The following is a 14379-nucleotide window of genomic DNA, read 5'->3' on the forward strand; positions in this document are numbered from 1 at the left end:
AATATGTTATCGTTACACGGTTGCAGGTTCAATGGGATTTTGTTCACGAAGGGTTTGTTTTTCTGATTTTTTAGACTAAGCTTGGAAAAAATAAAACAAACGACTTAATTGGTGGGAGAAGACCGTGAAAATGGCGAACCAAAAAGCCAAGGGCATCGAAAAAACAAAACATTATGATGTATTGATCGTTGGGGCCGGGATCTCGGGGATTGATGCGGCGTATCATCTCAAGAATGAATGCCCCGAAAAGACCTTTGCTATTGTCGAAAATCAGGAAAGTTTTGGCGGAACCTGGCGGACGCATACCTATCCTGGTATTCGATCTGACAGCGATCTTTTCACGTTTGGGTACAAGTGGAAGCCCTGGTCCGGAACGCCAATTGCGACGGCACCGGAAATTCTTAAATATTTAGGCGAAGCGATAGAAGAGCATGGGCTGGAAGAGCATATCCAGTATTCCCATCAGGTGAAGTCTGCACATTGGTCCAGTAAGGATAACCTTTGGACATTGGTGCTGCTGGATAAGAACGCTGATTCGTTAACCGAGATTACCTGTGAATTTCTTTGGATGTGTCAGGGTTACTATCGTCATTCAAAAGGGTATACACCGGATTTCCCCGGTATGGAGAATTTCAAGGGTGATATTATTCATCCACAAAACTGGCCGAAAAACCTTGATTATTCAGGCAAGAAGGTGGTTGTCATCGGCTCAGGTGCCACCGCAGCAACACTTATTCCTGCCATGGCAGATACGTGCGAACACATCACAATGCTTCAACGGTCACCCACCTATTTCTTCCCGGCGCCCAATCGAAATGATCTGGCGGATACACTGCGGGAACTGGATGTGAAACCTGAATGGATACATGAGATTACGCGGTTAAAAGTACTTCAGGATCAGAAAGTTGTTGCCCGCCGTTCGTTTGAAGAACCAGAAAAACTCAAGCAAGAGCTGATTGCTGGTGCGCGACATTATCTGGGGCCAGACTTCGACGTGGAAACTCATTTTACGCCCAGTTATCGCCCATGGCGCCAGCGACTGGCATTTGTGCCTAATGGTGACCTGTTTTCTGCAATCAATGATGGGAAAGCCTCCGTCGTTACGGATCACATTGAACAAATAACAGAAAACGGGATTTCACTGAAGTCCGGGGCAAGCCTCGATGCGGATATTATTATTACGGCAACCGGGTTTAACCTGTCCGTGCTTGGGGATATCGAGTTTGTTATTGATGGACAGGAATTGGATTTTGCAGATACCTGGGCCCATCGCGGGATCATGTTTTCAGGGATCCCCAACATGGCGTGGGTGTTCGGGTACTTGCGGACCAGCTGGACCATGCGGGCCAATCTTGTGTCTGAATTCGTCTGTAAATTGCTGAAGCATATGGATGAAAAAGGGGTGAAGCGCGTTACACCTCAGTTGCGCGAAGAAGATAAGGATATGCCGAAACTCCCGTTTGTGGACGAGGAAAACTTCAACGCAGGCTATTTGATGCGCAACATGCATTTAATGCCCAAGCAGGGGAACCGTCAGCCGTGGATTTTCAGTCAGGATTATTACCGGGAAAAAGATGAAATCCCCGAAGCAGACCTGGAAGATGGCACTCTGATTTATAAATGATTTTCTATTCAAGAAGAAAGGTGTTCGCCGACTTGGACAGGCGCGGGAATGCGCTGTATCATAAATTAAAAAAAGGTGACTAATGTCACCGGTGCGGAGAGTTCACATGGTTTATGACAGCGTCTTCAAAAACGATCTTTTTTCAGGACAAACCCATATTGTAACGGGTGGCGGCAGCGGGATCGGTCGCTGCATAGCGCATGAATTAAGCAGTCTAGGCGCCAAGGTGGTATTAACCGGACGCTCTCAGGAAAAACTGGACACGGTCGCCGCTGAAATCCGGGAAGATGGCGGAACGGTCGATACTGAGGCGTTTGATATTCGCTCTGAAGAGACGGTTGTTGAAAAAGTAGCCGCAATTTTGAACAGAAATGGCCCGGTTCATGGTCTGGTGAATAATGCAGGGGGTCAGTTTCCGGCTTTACTGGAAGATATCAGTCTTAAGGGGTGGGATGCCGTCATCCGGACAAATCTGACCGGTGGTTTTTTAATGAGTCGCGAGCTGGTCCGCCAATCCATGTCTGATAACGGGGGAAATATTGTCAATATAGTCGCCGATTTTTGGAATAGCATGCCGCGCATGGGCCATTCCGGTGCGGCACGGGCCGGGATGAGCAATTTTACCAAAACAGCGGCTGTAGAATGGGCGCATTATGGCATTCGTGTGAATGCCGTGGCGCCGGGAACAATCGCGTCTTCAGGACTTGATACCTATGACGAGGCGGCACATCAACGTCTTCACAAACGTAAGATGATGATGCCTATGAAACGATATGGAACAGAAGCCGAAGTTTCTGGAATGGTGGTATTTTTATTAAGCCCCGCCGCGAATTTTATTTCCGGCGAGACTATTCGGATTGATGGTGCTGTTCCCAATATGACAAATGCGTATCAAGTGCCTGACCATGAAAAGTCCCATCCATTTAACGGATTTCACAGGGCAGTCGATCCGGAATTTATGTCCCGGAAACCAGACGGGGACGACGGCGATTAATACTCGCCTCTCACCCGTTTATCTTCTATTTGAAGATATTCTTCCAATTGCTGTTCTATATAAATCGCTTGTCGGTCATTGGGCAAACCAGATAAAATTTTGACGTCTTTTCCCGAATGCATTTTCGCACGCACCTCATATGAAACGGATGTGCTGTTCTTGCTCCTGCTGATCTTCTTTTTAACGTAAATCTGTCCGATTTGCGACACTTCAATCTTTTTTGCCCCGAACCATGGAAATGGTTTATGCATGATTTCCATTTTTGTGTGATCCGCAAAGATATAAGAGGTATTAAACCAGCTGGCCAAAGCAAAATATCCTATACCGACCCCGGCGAGAACATGCGGAATAGGGATCAAGGAGCCCAAGCTAAATTGGGTTTCATTGGAAAAGAGTTCCGGCAGAATTTTTAGCAATATAAACCACCAAAACACGCAGAAACCCGTTAGGATAAAGGCGGTTATTCCTCGCCAGCGACGGGAAATTTCCAGGTAACTTCCATGGTTGACCAAATTCATTTGTGCCGGTAGCTCAACGGCGCCTTCATCCCATCTGTCAGCCACAAGAGGTCCTTATAATTGGTTTTTCAAGGTCAATATTCGTAATTTTACCCTTTGAAATGCTGGTAAAATTAAAGGTTGTTTTTTGCACTTTATCGGTCTTAAGTAAGCTGAAATATTACATAGGAAAAAGAAATGTCAATCGAACTCTGGGTATCGTTTGCGGTTGCCTGTTTTGTCCTGGTGTCAATCCCGGGTCCGACAGTTTTGCTTGTTGTCAGCTATGCGTTAGGACGCGGCCGGCAAACCGCAATCGCGACGGTTCCGGGCGTTGTTCTTGGTGACTTTACAGCGATGACCGTCTCTCTCCTTGGGGCAGGTACCATTATCGCGGCCTCTGCCACCCTCTTTACCGCTTTAAAGATTGTTGGGGCGCTTTATCTTGTCTGGCTTGGCATTGGTCTTTGGCGCGAAGGGGGTCAACTAACCGCTGTTGCAGCCGAGCCAACCGAAAAGGCCCTTGGAAAGATGTTCTGGAATTCCTGGCTTGTGACGGCTCTTAACCCCAAAGGGATCGTATTTTTTATTGCTTTCGTGCCGCAGTTTGTTGATCAAAGTCAGCCTGTATTACTGCAATTTGCCGTGTTGGAGGGAACCTTTTTGTTCTTTGCCGGGTTGAATGTGTTGTTGTGGGCGTTACTGGCAGGCAAATTACGACAACAATTTCAAAAGCCCGGTTTAATGAAGGTTATTAAACGGCTGGGAGGCAGTTTTCTGGTCGGAGCCGGTCTTTTGACCGCAATGGTTCAGCGGGCATAAGACGAATGACGGACACTTATATTTTTGTCTATGGGACGCTGAGGAAAGACAGTCCGCAGGCGATGGCGCGATTACTGGTTGCCAATAGCGCGTTTCTGGGGCCGGCACAGATGAAAGGAATGCTGTACGATTTGGGGCGTTACCCGGGTATGGTTCGCCTCTCCGACGCTGGCAGAAATACCTCTTCGTTTGTGAACGGGGAACTATTTCACGTGTTGGACCCGGACACTGTTTTACCAGCACTGGATTATTATGAAGAATGTGGGGACAATTTTTCTCAGCCTACGCTGTATGTTCGCGAGAAGGAAACCGTCTTTTTTAATGGCAATCATACCGTTCAGGCGTGGGTCTATCTGTATAACCGAGACATCACGGGTTTTCATTACATAGAAAGTGGTGACTATCTGTCCTATCTGACTGACAAAAGCGGGACGGGTTAGACAGTCACCATCATTGGGGCTTTATATCGGGCTAATCCGCTTTACTGCCGATATGGGCTTCTCCGCGTTTTGCAGCTAACTGGATCTGTTTTTGGCGTTCTGCAAAACGGGCCCGTTTTTCTTCTGTCAGGCTGTCGTGGCAGCGCGGACAGGAAACCCCTTTTTCATAATATTCTGACAGTTTATCTTCTTCTGTGATCGGGTATCGACAGGCATAACACTGGTCGTATGAGCCTTTTTCAAGATCATGGTTGACCGTCACGCGCTGATCAAACACAAAACATTCACCTTCCCAGCTGCTTTCTTCTTTCGGTACATCTTCCAGATACTGCAAGATCCCACCTTCCAGGTGATACACATTTTCGAACCCTTCACGAAGCAGGTAAGACGTTGATTTTTCGCAGCGAATACCCCCGGTGCAGAACATGGCTACTTTTTTGTGTTTGTCCTTGTCCAGATTGTTGGACACATATTCCTTGAACTCGCGGAAGGTTCCGGTTTCCGGGTTAATAGCCCCTTGAAAAGTTCCGACTTCATATTCGTAATCATTGCGGGTATCGATCAGGATAACCTCGGGATCATTGATCAGGTCGTTCCAATCCTGAGGTTTTACGTACGAGCCAACCATTTTAAGCGGATCGGTTCCCGGCGCGCCCAGTGTTACAATTTCTTTTTTCAGACGGACCTTCATTCGGTAAAATGGCTGCTCTTCATTGATCGCTTCCTTGTGTCGCAGATCGGAAAGGCGCTCGTCCTTTTTCAGATACGCAAGAAGCGTGTCAATCCCATCGCGAGACCCTGCGACAGTGCCGTTTATTCCTTCTTCGGCCAGCAGAAGTGTTCCAAAAATGTTGTTGTCCATACAGACTTTCAGGATCTTCGGTTGAAGGTCCTTATAGTCGGGCAAAGACACAAATTTATACAGGGCTGCTATTACAAACATGGTTTTCTCGAATGATCAGTCAGTGTTTAGTTCGCATTGGGAACAATAGTTGCTGGTCTTATAATAAAAATACCCTATTTCCGCAACCAGCGAGTGGGGGGCTTTCTGTGACAAATTGTCTTATCTATCGCGTGTCCCTAATGTACCGATCAGATCGTTTTACAGCGATAGGGGTATAGAATTTGCTGTCTTCCGCGTTAAATGATAGAAGCCTTTCAGTTTCTTTATTATTGGATTTACTTTGTTATGGCAGCTCCGGTTCTTGCGTTACAGGATGCACGTATTACCTTCGGTGGTGGCGATCTTTTTAATGGGATCTCCCTTGGGATTGAGCCTGGAATGCGCATTGCGCTTGTTGGTCGTAACGGATCAGGTAAATCGACATTGCTGAAAGCCATTGCCGGTGATATCGAGTTGGACGGTGGGGACCGTTTTCTGCAAGCTGGGACACGCGTTGGATATTTGAAGCAGCAACCCGACATTGTCCCCGGGCGCACGGTTGCAGAACAGGTGCAGCAAGGACTGTCGCCTGATTTAACGGCGGATGGAATGGAAACCGGTTATTTGGTCGATCAGGTTCTTGAAGGTGTTGGTATCGATGGCAGCCGGCTTCTTGAAACCTTGTCCGGCGGTGAAGCGAGGCGTGTATCCCTTGCAGAAGCCCTTGTTTCCGATCCCGATGTCCTGTTGCTCGACGAGCCCACCAACCATCTGGATATCAAGACTATTTTGTGGCTTGAAGAAGAACTGAAAGGTTTCCGCGGCGCCTTGATGGTGATCAGCCATGATCGTCAGTTTCTTAAAAATCTGACCAATCGCCTGTTTTGGCTGGATCGCGGCAAACTCCGGACCCATGGGAAAGGCTTTTCGGCTTTTGATGAATGGTCTGAGGAGATTTTACGCGGCGAAGAAGTCGAGCTTAAAAAGCTTGATAAAAAAATTGCTGAAGAAACAGACTGGTCCCGAAAAGGGATTACGGCCAGACGGGCGCGTAATGAGGGTCGCATCAGGGCGTTGCATCGTTTGCGGGCCGAACGTCAGGAGCGGACCAGTCGCGTGGGAAATGCGAAGCTGGAAGTAGCCTCTGGATCCAAAAGTGGCAAGGTGGTGATCGAAGCCAAGGATATTTCTAAAACGTTCACAGACGAAGACGGAAACGAAAAGACGGTTATCAAGAATTTCTCCAGCCGGATTATGCGGGGGGACCGTGTCGGGATTATCGGGGCGAACGGCGCCGGAAAAACAACGCTCTTGAACATGTTTATGCAGAAGTTGGCGCCGGATACCGGTTTTGTTAAACTGGGAACAAATCTGACAGAGGCCGTTTTTGACCAACAGCGGGAGAGCCTTGATCCAGAAGAGAGCCTTTGGGACACTTTGGCCGACCCGGGCAGTGGGCAGCTTTTGGTTAAGGGCGAAGTGCGTCATGTGGTTGCGTATCTTAGAGACTTTCTTTTTGATGAAAAACAAGCCAAAAGCCCGGTCAAATCATTATCGGGCGGCGAGAAAAACCGGTTATTGCTGGCTAAACTTTTAGCGCGCGAAAGTAATCTTCTGGTGCTGGATGAACCGACCAATGATCTGGATATGGAAACGCTGGATCTGTTACAGGATATGCTGGCCAGCTATGACGGGACGCTGCTTGTTATCAGCCATGATCGTGATTTTCTGGATCAACTGGTGTCGTCGGTCATCGTAATTGATCCGGGTGGGGACATAGAAGAATATGTCGGTGGATATTCGGATTATGTGAGGCAGCGGACTCACCTTGAAATTCCGAAGGCGAAAAAGGGCCTGCCGGAAAAAACGGTAGCGAGTAAACCGAAACAGGCCCGAAAGCGGCTTTCCTATAAGGACCAGCGGGATCTGGATCGTCTTCCTGACGTCATTGGCGCGCTGGAAGAACAAATCAAGTCGATGGAAAAGGCGTTGGGGGATCCGGATCTGTTTACAAAACAGCCCGATCAGTTCAACAAAATCTCGAAAGAACTGGTTGTTGCACAGGAAAAGCTTGCCTTGTCCGAAGAACGATGGCTTGAACTTGAAATTCTGCAAGAAGAGATGACCGGGTGAGGGGCTTCCTGCCGTTAAGTACTGGCCGCCAGCGCCGTACTGATTGCCTGTGATAAATCCGCCTTCCTGAAAGGCTTTTCTAAAAGCGTGATGGGTATTTGGCCGGTCTCGTTATCTTCAAAAGCATCTTTTGTGTATCCGGACATAAAAACAATTTTAATGTTCGGGATAATTTCTGCGGCTGCTTTGGCAATATCCGGACCCTTCATGCCGCCAGGTAAAACGACATCTGTCAGCAATAAATCGATGGTCGGAGTTTCTGTCAGTTTATCGAGGGCCTTTGGCCCATTCTCGGCGGCGCACACATCGTATCCGAGGCTGTTCAATTGCGCGACAATCAGGCTTAAAACATCCTGATCGTCTTCGACAACCAGAATAGAGCCACTTCCTTGTATATTTTTTTGATTTATCATTGTCCCCCGCGTTTTCGTTTCTTGTTGTGATCTTGGAAGATAAAGTTTGGCAACCGTTCCTTTCCCGGTTTGCGAGTCAATTACTACATTGCCGCCCGATTGTTTGGCGAACCCATATACCATACTCAGGCCGAGGCCCGTGCCTTTGCCGATTTCCTTTGTTGTAAAAAAGGGCTCGAAAATATGCTTCAGGTTTTCTTCTGGTATCCCGCGTCCTGTGTCCGATACCGTCAAAAGAATATAATCGCCCGCGTCCAGATCAAGAGGCTGAGCTTCCTGTTGATCAAGGGTAACATTTTTTGTCGTGATGGCGATTTGCCCCCCATCGTCCATTGCATCTCTGGCATTTAGTGTCAGGTTTAGCAGGGCATTTTCAACCTGTCCGACGTCCGCAACGCATCGCCACAAGAATTCTTCATGTTTAACATGAAGCTGAATGGTTTCATCCAAGGTGCGTTTGAGAAACTTTATAACGTCGACAAGTTCCTCATTCAGGCAGATGTTTGACGGCTGTAAATCCTGTTTACGAGAAAACGCGAGAAGGTTATTCGTCAGTTCAGCCCCCTTGTTCGCGGACTTTATGATCGCCTCAATAGAGCTTTTTGAAATAGGTTGACCATTTTCCAGTTTTTCTTGAATTAGCTCTGAGTTTCCAAGAATTATTGCGAGTATATTATTAAAATCATGGGCCACACCGCCAGTAAGCTGGCCAACGGCCTGCATTTTTTGAGACTGACGTAGCTTTTCCTCCAATTCGATTTCTTTGGTCAGGTCTGTGCCTGTTCCGCGGTATCCTAAAAAGGCACCGTGGGCATCAAAGACGGGTTTGCCATTGGTCGACCAATAATGCGTCTTTCCGCTGGGATCCTGATGGCAATAAATAAAATTTTTGTAAGCACGCCGATTTTCCAGATCGTCCAGATGGGATTCCCAGTTTTCATCGATATCTGTGCCATACCGCATTTCACCACGGCTTTTACCAATAAAGTCCTTCTTTTTCAGGCCAGTTACCTGCGTCATTCTATCAGAAATATAAGTGATCCTGAGCTGGTCATCCATTTCCCAATACCAATCAGCAGCAAGTTCAATCAGATCCGCAAACCGGTCTTCGCTCATTTCTTTGGATTTCAGGGCTTCGTTTAAATAGGAAATGTCCTGTGTTATGCCAAAATAAGCGACGTGTTTTCCGTTTTCGTCATACTCGGGTTCAAAGACACCTCGAACATACCGGATAACGCCATCCTGTCGTCGAACCCGGTATTGGAACTCCTTCGGGCCCGTTTGTTTAGCATATGTATCAAACAGATCGGCAAACAGATGAGTGTCTTCTGGAAGTTTAAAGGACTTGGCCAGGTCACGGGTGATTTTTACTTTTGCCGGATCAAGGCCGTAAATTCGATAGAGCTCGTCGGACCAGTATAGCTCCTCCGTCTCAACGTCTATACGCCAGTACCCAACATGGGCAAGAGAAAGCGCAGAATCCATGTCTTTTTTTGGGTCAGCCAGCTTCTATCTCCGATAACACAATAAATTCTAATAAAGAGTAGTCTCGGAAATCCTAAAAGTCATGTGGAATTGTTACAAAAGCAATAACATTCAACAAGTTCCATTCTTCAACCGCTCTGGCAAAGGCATTAAACCGCAGTTGCGAAGCACTGTTGTAATGATGGAATTTGTGGCCTGTTCATAATCTTCATCTAAGAGAACACCTTCCTCCCGCCCAAGGACAGAGGCCCACTGGATCTCAAAATCCGCCCAGGTCTGCGTCATCGCCCATATATGAAATATGAGCCGTTTACTGTCAACGGGCGCCATTTTGCCTTGCTCAATCCAAGTATCCAAAACCGCTGATTTTTTTTCAACCCAGGCTTTCAGATCCCCTGAGAGATAGGGTTTGATACGCGGCGCTCCCCGAATGAGTTCATTGGCGAACACGCGGGAGGCTTCTGGCCGGTTTTTGGAAAGCTCCATTTTCGCGCGGATATAATCAGCAAGGGTCGACGCCGGGTCATCCTCCGCCGTGATTTCCCGAAAAGAAGAAAGCCACAACTCGACGATTTCATCAACAACGGTCCTGTACAATTCTTCCTTCGTGCCAAAATAGTAATGAATATTCGCTTTGGGCAATCCCGCCTGTTTTGCAATAGAGGCCGTTGTTGATCCTCTAAATCCGTTTTCGGCAAAAACTTTTTCCGCAGCGTCCATGATCCGTTTCCGGTTTTCCAAGCGAATGCGACCCTGATTATTTAATGCGACGGCTTCTTTTTCTGACATATGTAAGCGTGGCCTCTATTATATGCGGTATCAGGAGAATGGTGATTAAATGCCTGAAGGATACTATTATTCTATTAAAACTTGACCAGATGGTCAATAAATGTGCGTGAATACACCGTTAAACCGGCTGAGTAGCATTTTAACGAGCGGATCAGCAAGGGAAGATCTGATTAAACTTCAGGCTGAGTTCCCTTATGAAAAAAGGTTGAATACCGTAAGGGAAAGAGGTATAGAACAAAAAGGGAACAAACTGCATTAAAAAAGGGACGATAAGGGGCGGACAAATGAACATAGAATTGCGGCGCGCGCGCTTTTCAGCGTTACACTTTCGGAAAAATACCTTTGTTCTGCCAAACCCTTGGGATATTGGCTCCGCGAAAATGATGACGGCTTTGGGAGCAGAAGCCCTGGGCACAACAAGTGCGGGATATGCGTTTTCACAAGGACGGCCGAGTGATCTGGGGGAGATTGGCCGGGAACAGGCGTTGGCGCACGCAAAGCAGATCCTGTCTGCGACCTATTTACCGGTGAGCGCTGATCTTGAAAATGGATATGGCCATACGCCAGAGGAGGTGGCAACAACGGTCGAGAGGGCGATTGAAACAGGTTTGTCAGGTTGCACCATTGAAGATGCAACGGGTGATCCTGAGAATCCGCTTTATGACAGGAATTGTGCTATCGAACGAATTGCGGCTGCCAGCGAACGGGCAAAAAAGCTGGATGTTAATTTCGTTCTGACTGCGCGTTCAGAAAATTTTCTGAATGGGTGTCCAGATCTGGACGATACCGTCGCCCGATTAAGGGGCTATCAGTCTGTCGGTGCTGATGTTTTATACGCCCCGGGTTTACCAGATCTGGGTTCCATCACTGATGTCTGTCAGGCCGTCGACAAACCCGTAAATGTGGTCGCGGGCATCGGTCTTGAAGGGGTATCATTTGGGCAACTTCAAAAAGCAGGTGTTAAGCGTATCAGTACGGGGTCGGCCTTGTCTCGCGTGGCGTATGGCGCAATGATAACGGCGACCAATCGTATCTTGCAATCGGGCTCGTTTGAGGATTTGGACCAGTCGGCCAGCTTTAACAGTATTGACGGGCTGTTTCGTAAGGCCGACCTGTTCGCCGAACATGGAAGATGGATTGGTTCTGGCTGGGCCTGCTAAATGTTTCTGGCTGCTTTTTGTTTCAACTTTGGGTAAATTGTTTTTCGTTAATTCCAATAATTTGACTTGACGCGCAACTAAATAAAGGTCAATAGTGCTGACACTTAAGGTGTGAAAGGCTTCGTAATGAATTGGGAAAACAGACTATCCAAAGATGCACAATCGATTAAAGCATCTGAAATCAGGGAGTTGCTGAAAATTCTGGAAGATCCAGAAATTTTGTCTTTCGCTGGCGGGATACCCGACCCGCAGTTATTTCCCATGGACCGCGTCAGGGATATTCGAATAAATCTTGAGAAAAATCCGGCGGCAGATCGCCAGGCTATGCAATATTCCCAGACGGAAGGGTATGCACCTTTGCGCGATTGGATAGCTGATCGATGTTCAACTGAAAACACGATTTTAGAGCGAGAAAACGTTCTGATCACCAATGGTGCGCAGCAGTCCCTTACGCTTCTTTCCACCATATTCCTGGAGGCCGGAACCAAACTGGCCGTTGCCAGTCCGACATATCTGGGTGCCTTGCAGGTCTTTGGAACCCGCAGACCTGACTACATCACTGTTGATACCGACGAAAACGGAATCATCCCTGAAAGTCTGGAAGAAGCCTTTAAAAAAGGCGCGCGGCTTTTTTATACAATTCCTGATTTTCAGAATCCGGGTGGCATGACAATTCCAGAAGATCGTCGTGTAAGGATTATCGAGCTGGCCCATCAGTATGACGTTGTTATTTTTGAAGATACTGCCTATCGAACCCTGTATTATGATGCCCCGCCTCCGCCTTCGTTGCTAGAGCTTGAAGGCGCGTTTCTGGGCAAAGGGCAATGGCAGGAAAAGGGCCTTGTTATTCAAATGGGCACAGCCTCAAAAACATTGATGCCCGCCTTGCGTGTTGGCTGGACGACGGCCCCCAAGATCATTTTGGATAAAATGGTATTGTTGAAACAAGCCAATGATCTGCATACTTCGACCCTTAATCAGATTATCGCCCATGAGCTTTTTTTCAATGGCCTGGACGAACATGTTGCGATTTTACGGGAAGTCTATGGAAAGCGCCGCGATGCGATGCTGGACGCTTTACGGCAATATATCCCCAATAGTGCCAGCTACACTGTCCCCAAGGGCGGTATGTTCGTTTGGATTACGTTGCCGGAAGGGATGGACGCAAAAGATCTGCTTGAAAAATCCATTGCTCACGAAAAACTGGCCTTTGTTCCGGGGAAAGCGTTTTTTGCCGATGAAAAAGGGGCCAACACATTGCGTCTTTCTTTTTCGACCTGCTCCCCTGATGTGATCCGTGATGGTATGAAGCGACTGTGCGCCCTTATTCAAAGAGAACAAATGGCGCAGGTTGCTTGATTTAGTGTCATGGTGCGAAATGATAAAAAGCCGGCTTTTTGCCGGCTTTTTTGCATTTATGTGGTGGTGTTAGGGGAGCCTTTTTCCGCATTCTACAATTAGTTGCTTTTAATCGAAATTTTCTTTGGCTATCCTTTTTTTATAACAATAATAAAGGGAGGGGACCATGGGATCGGTTCGAGTATTTGACTGGTTGGAGCATCACGCAAATTTCCGCGGAACTGAAAAAGCCGTTTGTGATCTGGAAAGCGGGCGATCCTATAACTGGATTGAATTTAACGATCGGTGTAGCCGGCTCGCCGGATATCTTAAGCACGAGTTATCCATCAAAAAAGGGGATCGGGTTGGGGTTTTAATGGCCAACTCAACCGATTTTCTGGAAATTCAGTTTGCCTGTAATAAAGTCGGCGCCGTATTCCTGCCGCTTAACTGGCGTCTAACGGTCCCTGAATTGGTGTTTATCGCGGGCGATGCTGCGCCTGAAATATTAATTTGCGGGTCTGAATTCAAAGAGGTTGCAGACGCTGTGGCCGCCGAGGTGATCTGTGTCAGGCATGTGATCGAGGCAGATGGGGCGGGCGGAAAAACGGCCTATGAAGACGGCATATCCCATAATACACCGCTTGCTTCAATTTCGGACTTAACCCATGATGATTTGGCGGCGATTATGTATACTTCTGGCACAACGGGCTTGCCGAAGGGGGCGATGATCACCCATGGCATGACCTTTTGGAATGCCATCAATCTGGGCATGCCACACCGGATTTCCCCTGATACCGTTCATCTGTCGGTTTTGCCCCTGTTTCATACGGGCGGCCTTAATTGTTATACCAACCCCGTAATTCATGCAGGCGGTACTGTATATATCATGCGTAATTTTGATCCTGTCGAATGTCTTCGGATTATCGGGGATCCTGAGTATGGTCTCACCCATTTCTTTGGGGTTCCAGCGAATTATCAATTTATGGCGCAACAGCCTGAGTTCCAAAAAACCGACTTTTCGCGCATCAAGACGGCGGGAATCGGGGGGGCACCGGTGCCGGTTCCTTTGTTGGAAACCTATCATGCGCGGGGACTTTCAATCGCTCAGGGCTTCGGTATGACCGAGACCAGCCCCACGGTTCTGGGTTTGGATACAAGCGAGGCGATGGCCAAACCGGGTTCCACCGGAAAACCTGTTTTGCATAATGAAGTCCGCATTGTTAATGAGAACGGTGAGGACGTCGTCCCAGGCGAAATGGGCGAATTATGGGTGAGGGGGCCCAACATTACCCCGGGTTACTGGAACAGACCTGATGCGACTGCCGAAACCATTACAGATGGTTGGTTGCACACGGGAGACGCCTGCCGGATGGATGAAGACGGGTTCTACTATATTCTGGACCGGACGAAAGATATGTATATCTCGGGCGGGGAAAATGTTTACCCCGCTGAAGTAGAAAATATTCTGTATCAACTGGATGAAGTTGTGGAGGCCGCGGTTATCGGCTTGCCAGATGACAAGTGGGGCGAAACAGGATGCGCCGTCCTTGTCTTGAAAGCGGGTGCCACAACAACCGAAAATGAAGTTTTGACGCATTGCAGATCACAGCTTGCCAGTTTTAAGATTCCGAAGAATGTGACCTTTGTGAAAGCCCTACCTCGAAATGCGACGGGTAAAATTCTAAAACGGACGCTTCGCGAGCAATTTGAGAAAGGCTCGAAAATACAATGATATACAAGGGTTTTCTAAACGTTCTTTTATAGATGTATAGGCAAACGGAATAAAACCTGACCAGAT

Annotated in this window: 12 protein-coding genes; 8 read left to right on the plus strand and 4 right to left on the minus strand. The window is 47.7% G+C overall.

Going from position 1 to position 14379, the window contains the following annotated elements; genetic code table 11:
* The first annotated feature begins 130 nt into the window (after nt 1-130).
* Both OIR97_RS09435 and OIR97_RS09440 read left to right on the plus strand, forming a co-directional pair.
* On the plus strand, nt 131-1624 hold the full coding sequence (locus tag OIR97_RS09435; RefSeq protein WP_169545393.1) for a flavin-containing monooxygenase: 1494 nt from the start codon (nt 131-133) through the stop codon (nt 1622-1624).
* A 106-nt stretch (nt 1625-1730) separates the two neighbouring features.
* A complete protein-coding gene (locus OIR97_RS09440) occupies nt 1731-2618 on the plus strand; it encodes an SDR family oxidoreductase (RefSeq protein ID WP_169545394.1) in 888 nt (295 codons plus the stop codon).
* Here OIR97_RS09440 and OIR97_RS09445 read toward each other — a convergent pair.
* A complete protein-coding gene (locus OIR97_RS09445) occupies nt 2615-3181 on the minus strand; it encodes a hypothetical protein (RefSeq protein ID WP_169545395.1) in 567 nt (188 codons plus the stop codon). The genes OIR97_RS09440 and OIR97_RS09445 overlap by 4 nt on opposite strands.
* 132 nt (nt 3182-3313) lie before the next feature.
* On the opposite strand from OIR97_RS09445, the gene OIR97_RS09450 reads away from it, so the two are divergent.
* Both OIR97_RS09450 and OIR97_RS09455 read left to right on the plus strand, forming a co-directional pair.
* On the plus strand, nt 3314-3937 hold the full coding sequence (locus OIR97_RS09450) for a LysE family translocator (protein ID WP_169545396.1): 624 nt from the start codon (nt 3314-3316) through the stop codon (nt 3935-3937).
* A 5-nt stretch (nt 3938-3942) separates the two neighbouring features.
* Nucleotides 3943-4377, plus strand: coding sequence for a gamma-glutamylcyclotransferase family protein (locus OIR97_RS09455; RefSeq protein ID WP_169545397.1), 435 nt, complete (start codon nt 3943-3945; stop codon nt 4375-4377).
* A 31-nt stretch (nt 4378-4408) separates the two neighbouring features.
* On the opposite strand, the gene trhO is transcribed toward OIR97_RS09455, so the two are convergent.
* Nucleotides 4409-5320, minus strand: coding sequence for an oxygen-dependent tRNA uridine(34) hydroxylase TrhO (gene trhO, locus OIR97_RS09460; protein WP_169545398.1), 912 nt, complete (start codon nt 5318-5320; stop codon nt 4409-4411).
* Nucleotides 5321-5566: 246 nt separating this feature from the next.
* Between trhO and OIR97_RS09465 the strand changes: the two genes are divergently transcribed.
* Entirely contained in the window at nt 5567-7393 is a 1827-nt protein-coding gene (locus OIR97_RS09465; RefSeq protein ID WP_169545399.1) for an ABC-F family ATP-binding cassette domain-containing protein, read from the plus strand.
* Between the two features lie 14 nt (nt 7394-7407).
* Here the strand turns inward: OIR97_RS09465 and OIR97_RS09470 are convergent, their stop codons facing one another.
* Both OIR97_RS09470 and OIR97_RS09475 read right to left on the minus strand, forming a co-directional pair.
* Nucleotides 7408-9291, minus strand: coding sequence for a hybrid sensor histidine kinase/response regulator (locus tag OIR97_RS09470; protein ID WP_169545400.1), 1884 nt, complete (start codon nt 9289-9291; stop codon nt 7408-7410).
* Between the two features lie 111 nt (nt 9292-9402).
* On the minus strand, nt 9403-10080 hold the full coding sequence (locus OIR97_RS09475) for a TetR/AcrR family transcriptional regulator (RefSeq protein WP_169545401.1): 678 nt from the start codon (nt 10078-10080) through the stop codon (nt 9403-9405).
* Between the two features lie 284 nt (nt 10081-10364).
* On the opposite strand from OIR97_RS09475, the gene OIR97_RS09480 reads away from it, so the two are divergent.
* From OIR97_RS09480 to OIR97_RS09490, 3 genes are all read left to right on the plus strand, one after another.
* Entirely contained in the window at nt 10365-11240 is an 876-nt protein-coding gene (locus OIR97_RS09480; RefSeq protein ID WP_169545402.1) for an isocitrate lyase/PEP mutase family protein, read from the plus strand.
* Between the two features lie 126 nt (nt 11241-11366).
* Nucleotides 11367-12599: an aminotransferase-like domain-containing protein gene (locus OIR97_RS09485; protein WP_169545403.1), complete on the plus strand. Its 1233-nt coding sequence runs from the start codon at nt 11367-11369 to the stop codon at nt 12597-12599.
* Nucleotides 12600-12765: 166 nt separating this feature from the next.
* Nucleotides 12766-14313, plus strand: a complete 1548-nt coding sequence (locus OIR97_RS09490) for an acyl-CoA synthetase (RefSeq protein ID WP_169545404.1) — start codon at nt 12766-12768, stop codon at nt 14311-14313.
* The last annotated feature ends 66 nt before the right edge of the window (nt 14314-14379 follow it).

The sequence above is a fragment of the Sneathiella aquimaris genome (genome assembly GCF_026409565.1).
Taxonomy (GTDB): domain Bacteria; phylum Pseudomonadota; class Alphaproteobacteria; order Sneathiellales; family Sneathiellaceae; genus Sneathiella; species Sneathiella aquimaris.

Excerpts from the sequence above, each read along its gene's own strand:
- OIR97_RS09435 (WP_169545393.1), top strand. The coding sequence starts at position 131 with ATGGCGAACCAAAAAGCCAAGGGCATCGAAAAAACAAAACATTATGAT.
- OIR97_RS09440 (WP_169545394.1), top strand. The coding sequence starts at position 1,731 with ATGGTTTATGACAGCGTCTTCAAAAACGATCTTTTTTCAGGACAAACC.
- OIR97_RS09450 (WP_169545396.1), top strand. The coding sequence starts at position 3,314 with ATGTCAATCGAACTCTGGGTATCGTTTGCGGTTGCCTGTTTTGTCCTG.
- OIR97_RS09455 (WP_169545397.1), top strand. The coding sequence starts at position 3,943 with ATGACGGACACTTATATTTTTGTCTATGGGACGCTGAGGAAAGACAGT.
- trhO (WP_169545398.1), bottom strand. The coding sequence starts at position 5,320 with ATGTTTGTAATAGCAGCCCTGTATAAATTTGTGTCTTTGCCCGACTAT.
- OIR97_RS09465 (WP_169545399.1), top strand. The coding sequence starts at position 5,567 with ATGGCAGCTCCGGTTCTTGCGTTACAGGATGCACGTATTACCTTCGGT.
- OIR97_RS09470 (WP_169545400.1), bottom strand. The coding sequence starts at position 9,291 with ATGGATTCTGCGCTTTCTCTTGCCCATGTTGGGTACTGGCGTATAGAC.
- OIR97_RS09475 (WP_169545401.1), bottom strand. The coding sequence starts at position 10,080 with ATGTCAGAAAAAGAAGCCGTCGCATTAAATAATCAGGGTCGCATTCGC.
- OIR97_RS09480 (WP_169545402.1), top strand. The coding sequence starts at position 10,365 with ATGAACATAGAATTGCGGCGCGCGCGCTTTTCAGCGTTACACTTTCGG.
- OIR97_RS09485 (WP_169545403.1), top strand. The coding sequence starts at position 11,367 with ATGAATTGGGAAAACAGACTATCCAAAGATGCACAATCGATTAAAGCA.
- OIR97_RS09490 (WP_169545404.1), top strand. The coding sequence starts at position 12,766 with ATGGGATCGGTTCGAGTATTTGACTGGTTGGAGCATCACGCAAATTTC.